This window comes from uncultured Alistipes sp., assembly GCF_963931675.1.
Taxonomy (GTDB): domain Bacteria; phylum Bacteroidota; class Bacteroidia; order Bacteroidales; family Rikenellaceae; genus Alistipes.
Genome location: NZ_OZ007039.1, coordinates 3,161,438 through 3,174,945, shown reverse-complemented (window position 1 = coordinate 3,174,945; position 13,508 = coordinate 3,161,438). Strand labels below are relative to the sequence as shown.

The 13,508-nt window shown below is 57.6% G+C and carries 12 protein-coding genes; 1 reads left to right on the top strand and 11 read right to left on the bottom strand.

All coding sequences use genetic code 11. The annotated features are described in order from the left end of the window. The 7 genes from ABGT65_RS13550 to dnaA form a co-directional block, all read right to left on the bottom strand. A complete protein-coding gene (locus ABGT65_RS13550; RefSeq protein ID WP_346702907.1) occupies positions 1-2,211 on the bottom strand; it encodes a RelA/SpoT family protein in 2,211 nt (736 codons plus the stop codon). 3 nt (positions 2,212-2,214) lie between these two features. Next, the gene (recA, locus tag ABGT65_RS13545) at positions 2,215-3,231 is read right to left on the bottom strand and encodes a recombinase RecA (protein WP_346702906.1); all 1,017 of its coding nucleotides are present in this window, start codon (positions 3,229-3,231) and stop codon (positions 2,215-2,217) included. A 185-nt stretch (positions 3,232-3,416) separates the two neighbouring features. Next, positions 3,417-3,902, bottom strand: a complete 486-nt coding sequence (locus ABGT65_RS13540; RefSeq protein ID WP_346702905.1) for a hypothetical protein — start codon at positions 3,900-3,902, stop codon at positions 3,417-3,419. A gap of 9 nt (positions 3,903-3,911) precedes the next feature. After that, a complete protein-coding gene (gene bcp / locus ABGT65_RS13535; RefSeq protein ID WP_346702904.1) occupies positions 3,912-4,373 on the bottom strand; it encodes a thioredoxin-dependent thiol peroxidase in 462 nt (153 codons plus the stop codon). Between the two features lie 81 nt (positions 4,374-4,454). Beyond that, positions 4,455-4,667: a hypothetical protein gene (locus ABGT65_RS13530; protein ID WP_346702903.1), complete on the bottom strand. Its 213-nt coding sequence runs from the start codon at positions 4,665-4,667 to the stop codon at positions 4,455-4,457. A 367-nt stretch (positions 4,668-5,034) separates the two neighbouring features. Beyond that, complete coding sequence (locus tag ABGT65_RS13525) at positions 5,035-5,931, bottom strand: transcriptional regulator (RefSeq protein WP_346702902.1); 897 nt, start codon at positions 5,929-5,931, stop codon at positions 5,035-5,037. 102 nt (positions 5,932-6,033) lie between these two features. Next, positions 6,034-7,446: a chromosomal replication initiator protein DnaA gene (dnaA, locus tag ABGT65_RS13520; protein WP_346702901.1), complete on the bottom strand. Its 1,413-nt coding sequence runs from the start codon at positions 7,444-7,446 to the stop codon at positions 6,034-6,036. 227 nt (positions 7,447-7,673) lie between these two features. Here dnaA and ABGT65_RS13515 point away from each other — a divergent pair, with 227 nt between their 5' ends. Beyond that, positions 7,674-9,416 carry a phospho-sugar mutase gene (locus ABGT65_RS13515; protein WP_346702900.1) on the top strand — a complete coding sequence of 581 codons (1,743 nt, stop codon included), beginning with the start codon at positions 7,674-7,676 and terminating at the stop codon, positions 9,414-9,416. A gap of 102 nt (positions 9,417-9,518) precedes the next feature. Here ABGT65_RS13515 and ABGT65_RS13510 read toward each other — a convergent pair whose 3' ends face one another. From ABGT65_RS13510 to ABGT65_RS13495, 4 genes are all read right to left on the bottom strand, one after another. Then, positions 9,519-10,952, bottom strand: a complete 1,434-nt coding sequence (locus ABGT65_RS13510) for a BACON domain-containing protein (RefSeq protein ID WP_346702899.1) — start codon at positions 10,950-10,952, stop codon at positions 9,519-9,521. A gap of 166 nt (positions 10,953-11,118) precedes the next feature. Beyond that, on the bottom strand, positions 11,119-11,448 hold the full coding sequence (locus tag ABGT65_RS13505) for a nucleotide pyrophosphohydrolase (protein ID WP_346702898.1): 330 nt from the start codon (positions 11,446-11,448) through the stop codon (positions 11,119-11,121). A 183-nt stretch (positions 11,449-11,631) separates the two neighbouring features. Next, positions 11,632-12,285 carry a class I SAM-dependent methyltransferase gene (locus ABGT65_RS13500; protein WP_346702897.1) on the bottom strand — a complete coding sequence of 218 codons (654 nt, stop codon included), beginning with the start codon at positions 12,283-12,285 and terminating at the stop codon, positions 11,632-11,634. A gap of 5 nt (positions 12,286-12,290) precedes the next feature. Continuing rightward, positions 12,291-13,505, bottom strand: coding sequence for a pitrilysin family protein (locus ABGT65_RS13495; RefSeq protein ID WP_346702895.1), 1,215 nt, complete (start codon positions 13,503-13,505; stop codon positions 12,291-12,293). Positions 13,506-13,508 lie beyond the last annotated feature (3 nt).

Below are 13,508 nucleotides of genomic sequence, written 5' to 3'. Positions count from 1 at the left end.
CTAATTCAGCATTCGTTTGACCGTTTCGATTCCCTTAATCTGCCGCAACTTGTCCATGACGGCATTGAGGCTCTCGGCATCCTTGACGTAGAGGCTGACGTTTCCCTCGAAGATTCCGTCGTGGCTGTGGATGTTCACTTCGCGGATGTTGATGTTGAAGTCGTTGGTGACGACCCTTGCGAGGTCGAGCAGGAGCCCCTGCCGGTCGATTCCGCGCAATTCGGTGGTTACCAGATAGGACATGGCCTTGTGCTGGGACCATTTGATCTCCTCCTTGACGATGTTCTTGCCGTACTGGGCGGCCAGGCGGTTCAGCTCGTCGCAGGTGGCCTTGTGGACGATGATCTTTCCCGAAACGGGATCCCTGTAGCCTATGACCTTGTCTCCGGGGATGGGTTTGCAGCACTCGGCGATTTCGAACTGGGGTTCCGCCGGGGCATCTGCCGCCGGGGCAATCTCACCCGGGGCCGTATCGTCGGTCTCCTCCTCCTTTTTGGGGATGAACAGGGTCCAGAACTTGAGGATTTTGCTTTTGGAGTTGACTTTGAGGGCTTTGTCGAGATTGTCGAGGGATACGATTCCGGCGCCGATCTTGGAGTACAGCTCCTCCTTGTTGTTGCAGTCGTAGATGGGGACGATCTTGCGCAGGACGCGGCCGCTGAGTTTGACATTCAGCGACTTCATCTTCTCGTCGAGCATCTGCATCCCGTGTTCGATGTTGTTTTGACGCTCGCGTTTGAGGAAGTTTTTGATGGCCTGTTTGGCTTTTGCCGTGGTGACGACTTCGAGCCATTCGGGTTTGGGCCGGGCGTTGTCGGCCGTGATGATCTCGATCTGATCTCCGCTGTTGATCTGTGTGGTGATGGGCTCGAGCTTGTGGTTGATCTTGGCGCTGATGGCGCTGTTTCCGATCTTCGAGTGGATGTCGTATGCGAAGTCGAGAGCGGTGGCGCCATAGGGCATTTTCCGGGACTCTCCCTTCGGCGTAAACACGACGATTTCAGAGGTATACAGCGATAACTTGAAGTTATCCAGGAAGTCCACGGCATTCTCCGTCGGACTGTTCAGCGCAGCTCGGATCTGCTTGAGCCACTTGTCGAATTCATCCTCGTCCTGCGAGATCGTGGCGTGCTTGTATTTCCAGTGTGCGGCAAACCCGCGTTCGGCGATGTCCTCCATGCGCTGCGTGCGGATCTGCACCTCGACCCAAACCCCGTCCGGCCCCATGACGGTCGAGTGCAGGGCCTCGTATCCGTTTGCCTTGGGCATCGAGATCCAGTCCCTGAGGCGGTCGGGCTTGGGGGTGTAGATGTCGGTGATGGTCGAGTAAATCTGCCAGCACTGGGTCTTTTCGGAGGGGAACGGCAGGGGTTTGAAGACGATGCGGATGGCAAACAGGTCGTAGATCTCCTCGAAGGGGATCTGCTTGCGCTGCATCTTGCTCCAGATGGAGTAGACGCTCTTCACGCGGCCGGAGATCTCGTAATTGAAGTTGTCGCGGTTGAGTGCGGCGATGATCGGGGCGTTGAACTTGTCGATGAATTCGCGGCGCGAGGCTTCGCTCTCCTGGAGTTTCTGGGTGATTTCGGCGTACTGCTGCGGGAAGCGGTACTTCATGCAGAGGTCCTCCAGTTCGCTCTTGATCGAGTAGAGTCCGAGCCGGTAGGCGAGCGGAGCGAAGAGATAGATGGTCTCCCCGGTGATCTTGATCTGCTTGTTGAGGGGCATGGATCCGAGGGTCCGCATGTTGTGGAGCCGGTCCGCGATCTTGATGAGGATGACGCGCACGTCGTCGGAGAGGGTCAGGAGGACCTTTCGGAAGTATTCGGCCTGCTCGGAGGTATCGGCATTGAATACGCCGGACATCTTGGTGAGTCCGTCGACCATCGAGGCGATCTTGGGTCCGAAGATTCGTTCCATGTCTTCGACGGTGTACTCGGTGTCCTCGACGACGTCGTGCAACAGGGCTGCGACGACGGACTTGACGCCGAGTCCGATTTCGTCGATAACGATTCGGGCTACTGCAATGGGATGCAGGAGGTATGGCTCGCCGGAGCGGCGCCGTACCCCCTCGTGAGCCTCTTTGGCGAGGAAAAATGCACGTTTGATCAGATTCCAGTCCTCATCGTTCTTGCAGATGCGCGTACAGGCGAGGAGCAGGTCGTCCCACTTTTCCTTAATCAGGGCTTCATCCTCGGCAGTATATCCCATAGGCTACTCCTTTTTAGGGTTTTTAAGGGCTTCGCGGACCTTCTGTTCGATTTCGGCGGCGAGTTCCGCGTCGTTTTTCAGGAGGTCCTTGACGGCGTCTCGTCCCTGTCCGATCTTGCGGTCGCCGTAGGAGAACCACGATCCGGCCTTCTTGATGATTCCGCAGTCGACGCCGAGGTCGATGATCTCTCCGATCTTGGAGATCCCCTCTCCGAACATGATGTCGAATTCAGCGCGTTTGAACGGGGGAGCAACCTTGTTTTTGACGACCTTGACCTTTGTGCGGGTCCCGAGTTGCTCTTCGCCGTCCTTGATGACCGACATGCGCCGGATATCGATGCGGACCGAGGCGTAGAATTTCAGGGCATTGCCGCCCGTCGTGGTCTCGGGGTTTCCGTAGACGACACCGATCTTGTCGCGCAGCTGGTTGATGAAGATGCAGACGGTCTTGGTCTTGGAGATGCTGGATGTGAGTTTCCGCAGGGCCTGGGACATGAGGCGGGCCTGGAGGCCCATCTTCGAATCGCCCATTTCTCCTTCGATTTCGGCCTTGGGCGTGAGTGCGGCGACGGAGTCGATGACGATGATGTCGATGGCGCTCGAACGGATCAGCGAATCGGCGATTTCGAGGGCCTGTTCTCCGTTGTCGGGCTGCGAGATGAGCAGGTTGTCGACATCGACACCTAATTTCTGGGCGTAGAAGCTGTCGAAGGCGTGTTCTGCGTCGATGAATGCGGCGATGCCTCCGGCTTTCTGTGCCTCGGCGATGGCATGGATGGCGAGGGTTGTCTTACCCGAGGATTCGGGGCCGTAGATCTCGATGACGCGGCCTTTGGGGTATCCGCCGACGCCGAGGGCCATGTCGAGGGTGATGGATCCCGTAGGGATGACCGGGATGTCATTTACCTCGGTGCTGTTCATGCGCATGATCGAGCCTTTCCCGAAGTCCTTCTCTATTTTTTGCATTACCGCGTCCAGCACTTTGAGCTTGTCCGCGTTAACAGGTACTTTTTCTGCCATTTTCGTGTATGGTATTACTTGGTTTTTATTTTACTCCTTATTCTTGTCTCTCGGTTTTTCCGTTCTCACCTCTCTTTGCTCCCCTCTCCCCTCTTCCTTTTTCTCATTCAGCGCCATTTCTCCTCATCCTTTCTCACCTTTCTCACCTTTCTCACCTCTTACTACCTCTACCTCTCTCCCCCCCCTTAGGGCCGGTGCTCTTTACGCATTTGTTCGAGGGCCTTTTCGGCCTCCGGGCGGTTGTCGGTTTTCATCCGCAGCGGAAACCGGATGATCCTTGCATCGAGCGCCCGGTCGGGATAGGGACTCCAGTTGCCGTTGTTTCCGATGCTGAACCGCCAGTCGGCCCATTCGACGGCGGGATCCCGGGGTGTTGCGCTTCGTGCAGCCCCGGCCGCAGCCTCCAGGGCCCGGGTACCGGCCCTGCGGTACATCTCCCTGCGGATCTGCCGCCGGGCCCTGCGGATCGGGTCGACCTCCTCGCGGAGCCATTCGATGTTTCCGTCGAGGGGTTCTACCCCGCCTCCGATTCCGATCGCCTCCGGCGAAATCCCGATCCCGGGCCACGTCTCCTTTCGGATCGCTTCGTTTCCGCGCATCTCCTGCCCGACCCCGATGACCGGAGCCAGCCACAGCGCGGCTGCGAAGACGATATGTCCCGGGGAGCGCATGTCGGAGCGTTATTTATAGGCGTCGAGGATCTGCTGATAGTGGTTCCTGGTGTCGACCTTGGTGAAGACCTTTTCGATGCGGCCTTCGGCGTCGATGACGAAGGTGGTCCGGAGCACGCCCATGTACTTGCGGCCGTACATCGACTTTTCGGCCCACACGCCGTATGCCTCGCAGACCGTGTGGTCGGTATCGGCCAGGAGGGTGAAATTCAGGTCGTGTCTGGCGCAGAAATTCCGGTGCGACTGTTCGCTGTCGGGGCTTACGCCGATGATTCGGAACCCCATTCGTGCGAGTTCCTCTTTTCCGTCCCGGAGGCTTTTTGCTTCGAGCGTGCACCCCGAGGTGTTGTCCTTGGGATAGAAGTAGAGGATCGTGCGCTGTCCGCGCAGGTCGGCAAGTGTCAGAATCTCACCCTCCTGCGTCATAGCTCGGAAATCGGGGGCCATATCGCCCGGCTGTAAGGTCGTCATAGGTTTCACGAGAAAAAATCAGTTGTTCAAAGTTACGAAAAATTCCGCGTATTTCCGCTTTTCGGGGCTGATTTTTTCGGGTCAATCCCATTGATAGGTCACTTCGATCTGCTCTTCGAACTCCTTTTGCGAGGCATTGAGCCGACGATGACAGGCCGGGCATCGAATGGCGGTCTCGGTTTCGACGTACTCGCCGCATCCGACGCACAGGGGCAGGATGCCGTAGCCGGGCTGCATGTAGTGGTCGAACTGCGCACCGCAGTGCTTGCATTTGATTTTGTAGGCTGTTCCCATAATCGTGTCGTTTTATTGGTTCACGATGCAAAGGAACAGTCTGCGAGTGACAGGTTATGACACACGGCGTAAAAAACGATATTTTTTCTGTTTTCCGGGCGTATGTCATTCCCCGCTTGACGGGGAATCCACCCGGCTAAGAGCCGGGCCTTGTGGGCGGAGGGGTCTTTTGGGGTTTCCGGGCCGGTTCCGCGCCTCGCTGATCCTGGATTTCCGCTCAAGGCGGAAATGACGGCGAGAATGTCATTCCCCGCTTGACGGGGAATCCATCGTCGGCCGCCCTCCCTGAACCGCTTCCGGCGGCCAGCAGGCGGCGAAGCGCGGGGAGTTTGCATTTCAAGGCGGTGAGTGATAGTTTCGAAGGGTTCTATTTGAGATTTTCAGCGATATATCTGCGGATGTAGTCGGACAGTTCGGGGCTTTCGACGATGCGGATGTCGTCGAGCAGCCCGACGACGAACCTGGCGACTCCGGCCATTCCGGCGACCTCGGTGTCGAGCATCCAGCGTCCGCGTCCGAGCGCCTGGATGTCGCGTTCGGCCAGCGGATACTCCTCGCACAGGAGGTTGTAGGCCAGCAGACCCAGTTCCAGCCGGATGCGGTGACGCTCGGCGCCGTGCATCCGGAAGACGTCGATAAATCCCTCCTCGTGTTCGGCACCGTGCTCCCAGGGGATCCCGGTCGGCTCCACGGAGCCGATTCGGGCGGTCTTGAAGAGTTTGTTCGAACGGCTTTCGAGGTCGTAGCACCAGACCTGCACGTAGTTGGTCGTGAAGGCGAAGGGTTCTACCCTGCGGTCGCGGACCTCGCCGCCATGCCCCGACTGGTAGCCGTGGAGCGTGACCTGACGCTGCTCTTCGATCGCCTCGATCAGCCGCCGGATGTTGGGGGCGTTTTTTCCGCGCACGACGGTATCGGCGAGCGAGCGGTTGTCGTAAACCGAGTAGAGTTTTCGTTTGAGGTTCTGCTTCAGGAGGTTGGTGTCGTCGATGTTCTCGATGGCGTTTTTGAGGATCACGGCCTCCTCCTCGGTGAAGTGGACGAGTTGCGAGATGTCGCGGAAATGGGGCGACTCCTTGTCGAGGCGGATGCAGTCGCCGGACTTCTTGATGACAAACCCCGCTTCACGGAAGGTATCGATGTACCGGTAGACGGTCCTCCGCGACATGTCGAGCCTCTCGGCCAGCTGGTCGACGTTGTAGGTGGTGTTGGCGGTGAGCAGCTTCATGAGCCGCAGCAGTCGTTCGAGCTTGGGTTGGTCCATGCGGGGTATGTCTCCTCTTGTTGTATTCTGGCGGCAAAGATACGAAAAAAGTCGTGACAGATCCTGTCACGACTTTTCCAGCGGTTTGATTTTATTTCGATTTTATTGGGTGAGCACCCTCTTCTCGATCTCCTCGACCTGGCGGCGGAAGGCCTTATCGGTCTCCAGAAGGTTCGAGACGGCCTTGCAGGAGTGGAGCACCGTGGCGTGGTTGCGGCCTCCGATGGCGGCGCCGATGGTCGTCAGGGGCGCTTTGGTGTGCTGCTTGGCCAGGTACATGGCGATCTGGCGGGCCTGGGCGATTTCACGCGTGCGCTCCGTGGAGTTGAAGCGGTCGTGGTCCAAGTTGAGATACTGGCACACCACCTCGATGATGTGGTCGATGGTGATCTCCTTCTGGTTGATCTTGACATAGACCTTCAGGATCTCCTTGGCCAGCGACGTGGTGATCTTGCGTCCGAGGAACGAGGCGTTTGCCACGAGCGACGACAAGGCGCCTTCGATCTCCCGCACGTTGGCCGAGATGTTGTCGGCCAGGTAGGTGACGACATCGTCGGAGATCTGCGCGCCGAGCTTCTGGGCCTTTGCGCGGATGATCTTGAGCTTGGTGTCGTAGTCCGGCGTGTTGAGCTGTGCGGAGAGCCCCCACTTGAAACGGGTCAACAGCCGCTGTTCGATGTCCTTCAACTCGACGGGCGGTTTGTCGGAGGTCAGGATGAGCTGTTTTCCGGCCAGCTGCAGGTGGTTGAATATGTTGAAGAAGGCGTTCTGGGTACCGGTTTTTCCGGTGAGTTCCTGAATATCGTCGATGATCAGGACGTCGATCATCTGGTAGAAGTGGATGAAATCGGGGATTTCACCATTCTTGTAGGCGGTCTGGAACTGTGCCTGGAACTTGTTCATCGAGACGTAGAGGACCTGCAGTTCGGGGTGCCGTTCGCGGACCTCATGGCCGATGGACTGTACGATATGCGTTTTTCCGAGCCCCGAGTCCCCGTATATATATAAGGGGTTGAAGGGGTTGTTTCCGGGGTTTACGGCGACGGACATGCCGGCCGAGCGTGCGAGCCGGTTGCACTCGCCCTCGATGAACGTGGCGAAGGTGAGGTTCGGATTCAGCTGGGGGTCGATGCTGATCTTCTTGAGCCCCGGGAAAACGAACGGATTTTTTATATTTGCGGTATCGGTTTGTGTGATAAACCGCTTGATGGCCGTGGTATCGGCATCCGCAGCCACGGGCACCGCGGGAGCGGTGGTTCTGGGCACGGCATAGTGGAGTCGGGTCTGCTGTCCGTAAAGCTGCGAGATGATGGGTTTGAGGAACGGGATATAGTTCTTCTCGATCTGTCGGACGTAGCTTTCGTTGGGGACTCTCAGACGCAGCGTCGTGCCGTCGAATTCGAGCGGCACGATGGGCTGGAACCATTTCTGGAACTCCTCTTCGGAGGTCCGGGTCTTGATCTGGTCCAGGCAATGTTGCCACATATCGCTATATGTCTGCGAGTTGTTTAACATGATGGAGGGTTACTCTGTTTTGACATGACAAAGTTGTGAATAATTTTGCAAAAAGATTTTCGAAATTGGGTTGCAAATCTCCTTTTTTTATATATAGAAAAACAACGTTTTCGGGAGGTTGAATTTTAACTTGTTGATATTGAATAATCGAATTTTATTTGTTATATTTGCATATAAATTTTTTGGGACTCACGCGTCCGATTTTATAAATAAAACCAATAAAAACTATGGCAAACGAACTGGAACAATTGGTTCTGAAGAAAGCGCAGTCGTGGCTCGACGGACACTACGACGAAGAGACGAAGAAGCAGGTCAAGTATCTGATGGATAACGACATGAAGGAGCTCGTCGAGAGTTTCTACAAGGATCTGGAATTCGGAACGGGCGGTCTTCGCGGAATCATGGGCGTAGGCTCGAACCGCATGAACGTCTATACGGTGGGTGCCGCGACGCAGGGACTTTCGAACTACCTGAAGAAGAACTTTGCGGGTGAGCAGGTCCGCGTGGCCGTGGCTCACGACAGCCGCAACAATTCGCGGATGTTCGCCGAGCGCGTGGCCGACATTTTCGCCTCGAACGGCTTCGACGTATACCTCTTCGACGCGCTGCGTCCGACGCCGGAGTTGAGTTTTGCGATCCGCGAGCTGAAATGCCACTCGGGCGTGGTCGTGACGGCGTCGCACAACCCCAAGGAGTACAACGGTTACAAGGCCTACTGGACGGACGGCGCACAGGTGACGGCCCCGCATGACAAGAACATTATCGCCGAGGTGGAGAAGATCACCGACGTGGACATGGTGCTCAAGGGGCTGCATCCGGAGAAGATCACGATCCTGGACGAGAAGTTCGACGAGATCTACCTGAACCGGATCCACGAACTGTCGCTCGCGCCGGAGAGCGTGGCGAAGTACCACGACATGAAGATCGTCTACTCGCCGATGCACGGAGCGGGTGTGCGCCTGGTTCCGGCGTCGCTGAAGAAGTTCGGTTTCACGAACGTGATCATGGTCAAGGAGCAGTCGGTCGTCGACGGCAACTTCCCGACGGTGGAGTCCCCGAACCCGGAGGAGCGCAAGACGATGTCGATGGCGATCGACCTGGCCGCCAAGGAGGGGGCTGACCTGGTGCTGGCCACGGACCCCGACTCGGACCGTATCGGCGTGGCACTGCGCAACAAGAAGGGCGAATACGTGCTGCTGAACGGCAACCAGACGCTGGTTCTGCTGATGAGCTACCAGCTGACGCGCTGGGCCGAGCGAGGGCTTCTGGACGGCAACCAGTACGTCGTGAAGACGATCGTGACGTCGCAGATGGCCAATGCCGTGGCGGATCACTTCGGCGTGAAGTGCTACGACTGCCTGACGGGCTTCAAGTACATTGCGAAGATCATCCGCGAGAACGAGGGCAAGACGAAGTACATCGGCGGCGGCGAGGAGTCGTTCGGCTATCTGGGCGGCGACTACGTGCGTGACAAGGATGCGGTTTCGGCGTGCTCGCTGGCCGCGGAGGCTGCGGCGTGGGCCAGGGACACGATGGGTCTGACGCTCTACGAGTGGCTGCAGGAGCTCTACGTGAAGTACGGGTTCTACCGTGAGGGTCTCGTGTCGGTGGTCCGCAAGGGCAAGGAGGGTGCCGAGCAGATCCAGCAGATGATGGTGGACTTCCGTTCGAATCCGCCGAAGACGATCCTGGGTTCGCCGGTAGTGAAGATCAACGACTTCCAGACGCTGGAGGCGACCGACGTGAAGACGGGCGTGAAGACTCCGATCGAGCAGGATCGCAGCAACGTGCTGCAGTGGTTCACGGAGGACGGGACGAAGGTTTCGGTACGTCCGTCGGGCACGGAGCCGAAGATCAAGTTCTACTTCGGGGTGAAGGCCGTGCTTCCGTCGGTAGCGGACTATGACAAGGTGCTGGCCGAGCTGGATGCGAAGATCGAGGGGATCAAGCAGGACCTGAAACTGGTATAGTCGGCCGATCCGCCGATGCAGAAGAGGGGCCTCCCACCAGGGAGGCCCCTCTTCTGCTTCTTTTTGTCTTGGAGGATATTTTTTCTCTTGGAGGATGTCCGGTTATTCGCCGGGAGCCGTTTGGTATTCGATGGTGATGTACTTGTCGTTGTACCACCAACCCGACTGATACACGTACAAACTGTCCGGTTTTTCGGCTTGGTCTCCCCATACCGTAAGCGGGAAAACCGAGTTTCCGTCCCCGGGATTGTCGTGGCACTGCAACGACGTCAGTTCCGTATTCAGGCTTATATCCAACTCCGTCAACTCATTGGAGTTGCAGTACAACTTCGTCAGCTTCGTGTTCAGGCTTACATCCAACTCCGTCAACTCATTGGAGTTGCAGTCCAAATACGTCAGTTCCGTATTCAGGCTTACATCCAACTCTTTCAACTGATTGTACTCGCAGAGCAACTGCGTCAGTTTCGTGTTCTTGCTTACATCCAACTCCTTCAACTGATTGGTTCCGCAGGACAACTTCGTCAGCTTCGTATTCTTGCTTACATCCAACTCCGTCAACTGATTGTGGTAGCAGGGCAACTCCGTCAGTTCCGTATTCTTGCTTACATCCAACTCCGTCAACTGATTGTTTCCGCACCACAACTCCGTCAGTTTCGTGTTCTGGCTTACATACAACTTCGGCAACGAATTGCTCTGGCAGTGCAACACCGTCAGCTCCGTGTTCAGGCCCAACTCCGTCAACGAATTGAAGTCGCATCGCAACTCCGTCAGTTCCGTGTTCTGGCTTACATCCAGCTCCGTCAACGAATTGTTGTTGCAGTTCAAATACGTCAGCTTCATATTCTGGCTTATATCCAGCTCCGTCAACGAATTGTATTCGCACCGCAACTCCGTCAGTTCCGTGTTCTGGCTTACATCCAGCTCCGGCAACGAATTGCGGTTGCAGTTCAATTTTGTCAGCGCTTCGAAATACTCGATCCCTCGCAGGGAGGTCAGGGAGCCGGGATTGTCATAAGTTCCCGAAATATCCAGTTCGGTCATTATGGCCATGCTTTGCATCTCCTGCATCGTGATCTTCTCCGCATCGGCGACAATATCCCGTTCCTGCAACTTCTGCGCAAAGGTTTCATCGAACAGTGCGGAGAAGTCCATGTCGTCGGACAGGCCCGTCTGGGTGACGGTCAGCCGCACGGTCTGCTCCCCGCAGACGAGGTCGACATAGGCCGTGCGGGGCGCTGCCTGGAAATTCCGTGCGGCGGACATTCCGAGGCTCTGTTCTCCGGCGGCACCGCCTGCGGCATCGGCGGTCAGCCACGCGGCATCGGCATCGTCGTACACGATCGAGAGGGTCCACTCCTCCTTTGCGGAGAACACCACCGTTGCGGTCCGCTCCTCGATGGGCCCGAGCGTGTAGTCGGTCTGTTCAACGGTCAGATTTTCCGGAAGGGGAGGGGTAGAAGCATCGACAAGTTCATCCTTGACGCACCCGGCGGCAGTCAGCGCGAAGAGGGCGGTCAGCAGGTAAAAACGTTTCATGATGGTTGTTTTTGGAGGTTACAGATCCGGTTTTTCAAAGGTACGGATTTTTTCCGAACGGACCAACCCGATCCGTCCGAAGGGCATAAAAAACAGGGTGTTCCGGAAAAAACAGAGGGAGCGGGCCGCCGCATACGGGGTCCGCTCCGTGAAATGAACCGTTTTTTCACTCCTTGTTGAGTTTGCTGTTGTTGAGGTGTCGCTCCTTGTCGCGGGAGGTTTTCTTGGAGAAATTGGCCTCGACGGCGGCGGTGAGATCGACCCCCGTCTGGTTGGCCAGACAGACCAATACCCACAGGACGTCAGCCATTTCGTCGGCAAGGTTGGCTTTCTCACCGGCCTTGAACGACTGGTCGCCGTAGGTACGGGCCATGACGCGGGCCAACTCCCCCACCTCTTCCATGAGACAGGCCATGTTGGTCAGTTCCGAGAAGTAACGCACGCCGTATTGCTTGATCCAGGCGTCTACACGCTCCTGCAATTCCTTGATTTCCATGGTAAAATGTATGTTGTCGATGGTTGCTTGTTGTCCGGTGTTTCGTATCCCGCCGCTGTTGTTCGCCGCCTGCGGCGCCGTATTCAGGTCTGACCCACCCCTAAATCCCCGCCTCGGCGGGGACTTTGCGAAGCCTGTCAGCGCTGTATCGAATCGTTGAAATCCGTAGTATCCCTGTTGTTTTCAGTTGCTTTTTACCCGGATCAGGTTCAGCCCGTCGCGCAGGGGGACGATGACATTCTCCACGCGGGGATCTTCGGCGACCATGCGGTTGAACTCGATCAACGCCTGCGTGTGGCGGTCGCCGTGCGCCACGGGCTGCACGACCTTTCCCGACCAGAGGATGTTGTCGGCAATGAGCACCGAGCCGCCGTGTACGAGCGCCTTGCCGCCGTTGTCCCCCATCAGCATGCGGTAGTAGTCGGGGTATTCGCGTTTGTCGCCGTCGATGAATACGAGGTCGTATATTTCGCCGAGCCGGGGGGCGATGTCGAGGGCCGATCCGATGTGGAAGCGGATTTTGGGCCCGTGAGGCGAACGGTCGAACCACGATTGGGTGAACTCTTCCAGTTCGTCATCGACCTCGATGGTGTCGAGCCGGGCCTCGTCTTCGAGCCCTGCGGCCATCGAGAGGGCCGAATAACCCGTAAAGGTTCCGATCTCCAACACCCGCCGGGGGCGGATCATGCGGACGAACATTTCGAGCATCCGCCCCTGAATGTGGCCCGACAACATGCGGGGAGCCACGGCGCGGAGATTGGTTTCGCGGTCCAGTTCGTGGAGCAGTTCCTCCTCGGGAGCCGAATGTTCATGTACGTATCGTTCGAGTGCGTCCATACGGTCTATTTGTAAATGAGGCGCGACATCCCCGAAAAGACCTCCTCGGCGACTTCGGTCAGCTGTGCGGCGGTCAGTTCGCGGACTTTGGCGTAGACCTGCTCCATGGTGTCGATTTCGTCGTGGGTCAGCAGGCTTTTTCCGGCACTGAGCATGTAGCTTTCGTTGCTTTCGCTCGAAATGGCCAGCTGGGCGATGAACTGCTTCTTGGCCATCGAGAGCTGGCGGCTGGTGAGGGGCTGGGTCCGCAGCCTCTGCAACTGCCCTTCGATCAGCTCGATGCACTGTTCGGCATTGCCGTGTTCGGAACTGAAGTAGATGGCGACGATTCCGGTATCGCCATAGGGGGTGTACGACGCTTCGATGTTGTACGAGAGCCCGTTTCGTTCGCGCACGACCATGTTGAGCAGCGAATTGGCGCAGGGTCCCCCGAGGATATTGACCACGAGGGCCAGGGGCAGGCGGCGTTCTTCGGCGATTCCGTAGGCGCGGTTTCCGATGATGCAGTGGGTCTGGTGGGTATGCTTCACGACGCTCTTTTCAAAGGCCGTGCAGGGTCCCGGCACTACCCTTTCGCTGCGGCATACGGTGGCGGTCTGTTCGCCGAAGTAGCGTGCCGCGACGGCCTCGGCCACCCGGGGCGAGAAGTTTCCGATCGACGAGAAGACCATGCGGTCGGTGGTGTGCATCCGCCGGGTGAAGGCGCGGATGGCCCCGCCGTTGTATCGGGCGAGTGCGGCCTTGCGGCCGAGGATGTTGTGACCCAGCTGCGAACCCTCGAACAGCAGGTCCTCGAAGGTGTCGTAAATCAGGTCGGCGGGCGAATCCTTGTAGGTGTTGATTTCGTCGACGATGACCTCCTTTTCGCGTTCGAGCTCGCGGTCGGGGAAGGTCGAATGGAAGGCGATGTCGGCAATCAGTTCGGCGGCCTTCGCAAAGTCACCGCGGAGGGTTGTGGCGTGAATCGTCGTGTCCTCCTTGGTGGTGAATGCGTTGAGTTCGCCGCCGAGGTTTTCGAGGCGGCAGTTGACCTGCCAGGCGCGGCGGCGTTCTGTGCCCTTGAAGAAGGCGTGTTCGGTGAAGTGTGCCAGCCCGTACTCCGAGGGGAGTTCGTCGCGGCTTCCGGCGCCGATGACCAGCGCACAGTGGGCCACCGATCCGCGCACCTGGCGGTGGATGCCGCGGATTCCGTTGGGAAGTTGGTAGGTATGGAATTCCATCTT

Bases quoted from the DNA above. Each gene is read 5' to 3' on its own strand.
- ABGT65_RS13550 (WP_346702907.1), bottom strand. From the start codon at position 2,211: ATGGGATATACTGCCGAGGATGAAGCCCTGATTAAGGAAAAGTGGGAC.
- recA (WP_346702906.1), bottom strand. From the start codon at position 3,231: ATGGCAGAAAAAGTACCTGTTAACGCGGACAAGCTCAAAGTGCTGGAC.
- ABGT65_RS13540 (WP_346702905.1), bottom strand. From the start codon at position 3,902: ATGCGCTCCCCGGGACATATCGTCTTCGCAGCCGCGCTGTGGCTGGCT.
- bcp (WP_346702904.1), bottom strand. From the start codon at position 4,373: ATGACGACCTTACAGCCGGGCGATATGGCCCCCGATTTCCGAGCTATG.
- ABGT65_RS13530 (WP_346702903.1), bottom strand. From the start codon at position 4,667: ATGGGAACAGCCTACAAAATCAAATGCAAGCACTGCGGTGCGCAGTTC.
- ABGT65_RS13525 (WP_346702902.1), bottom strand. From the start codon at position 5,931: ATGGACCAACCCAAGCTCGAACGACTGCTGCGGCTCATGAAGCTGCTC.
- dnaA (WP_346702901.1), bottom strand. From the start codon at position 7,446: ATGTTAAACAACTCGCAGACATATAGCGATATGTGGCAACATTGCCTG.
- ABGT65_RS13515 (WP_346702900.1), top strand. From the start codon at position 7,674: ATGGCAAACGAACTGGAACAATTGGTTCTGAAGAAAGCGCAGTCGTGG.
- ABGT65_RS13510 (WP_346702899.1), bottom strand. From the start codon at position 10,952: ATGAAACGTTTTTACCTGCTGACCGCCCTCTTCGCGCTGACTGCCGCC.
- ABGT65_RS13505 (WP_346702898.1), bottom strand. From the start codon at position 11,448: ATGGAAATCAAGGAATTGCAGGAGCGTGTAGACGCCTGGATCAAGCAA.
- ABGT65_RS13500 (WP_346702897.1), bottom strand. From the start codon at position 12,285: ATGGACGCACTCGAACGATACGTACATGAACATTCGGCTCCCGAGGAG.
- ABGT65_RS13495 (WP_346702895.1), bottom strand. From the start codon at position 13,505: ATGGAATTCCATACCTACCAACTTCCCAACGGAATCCGCGGCATCCAC.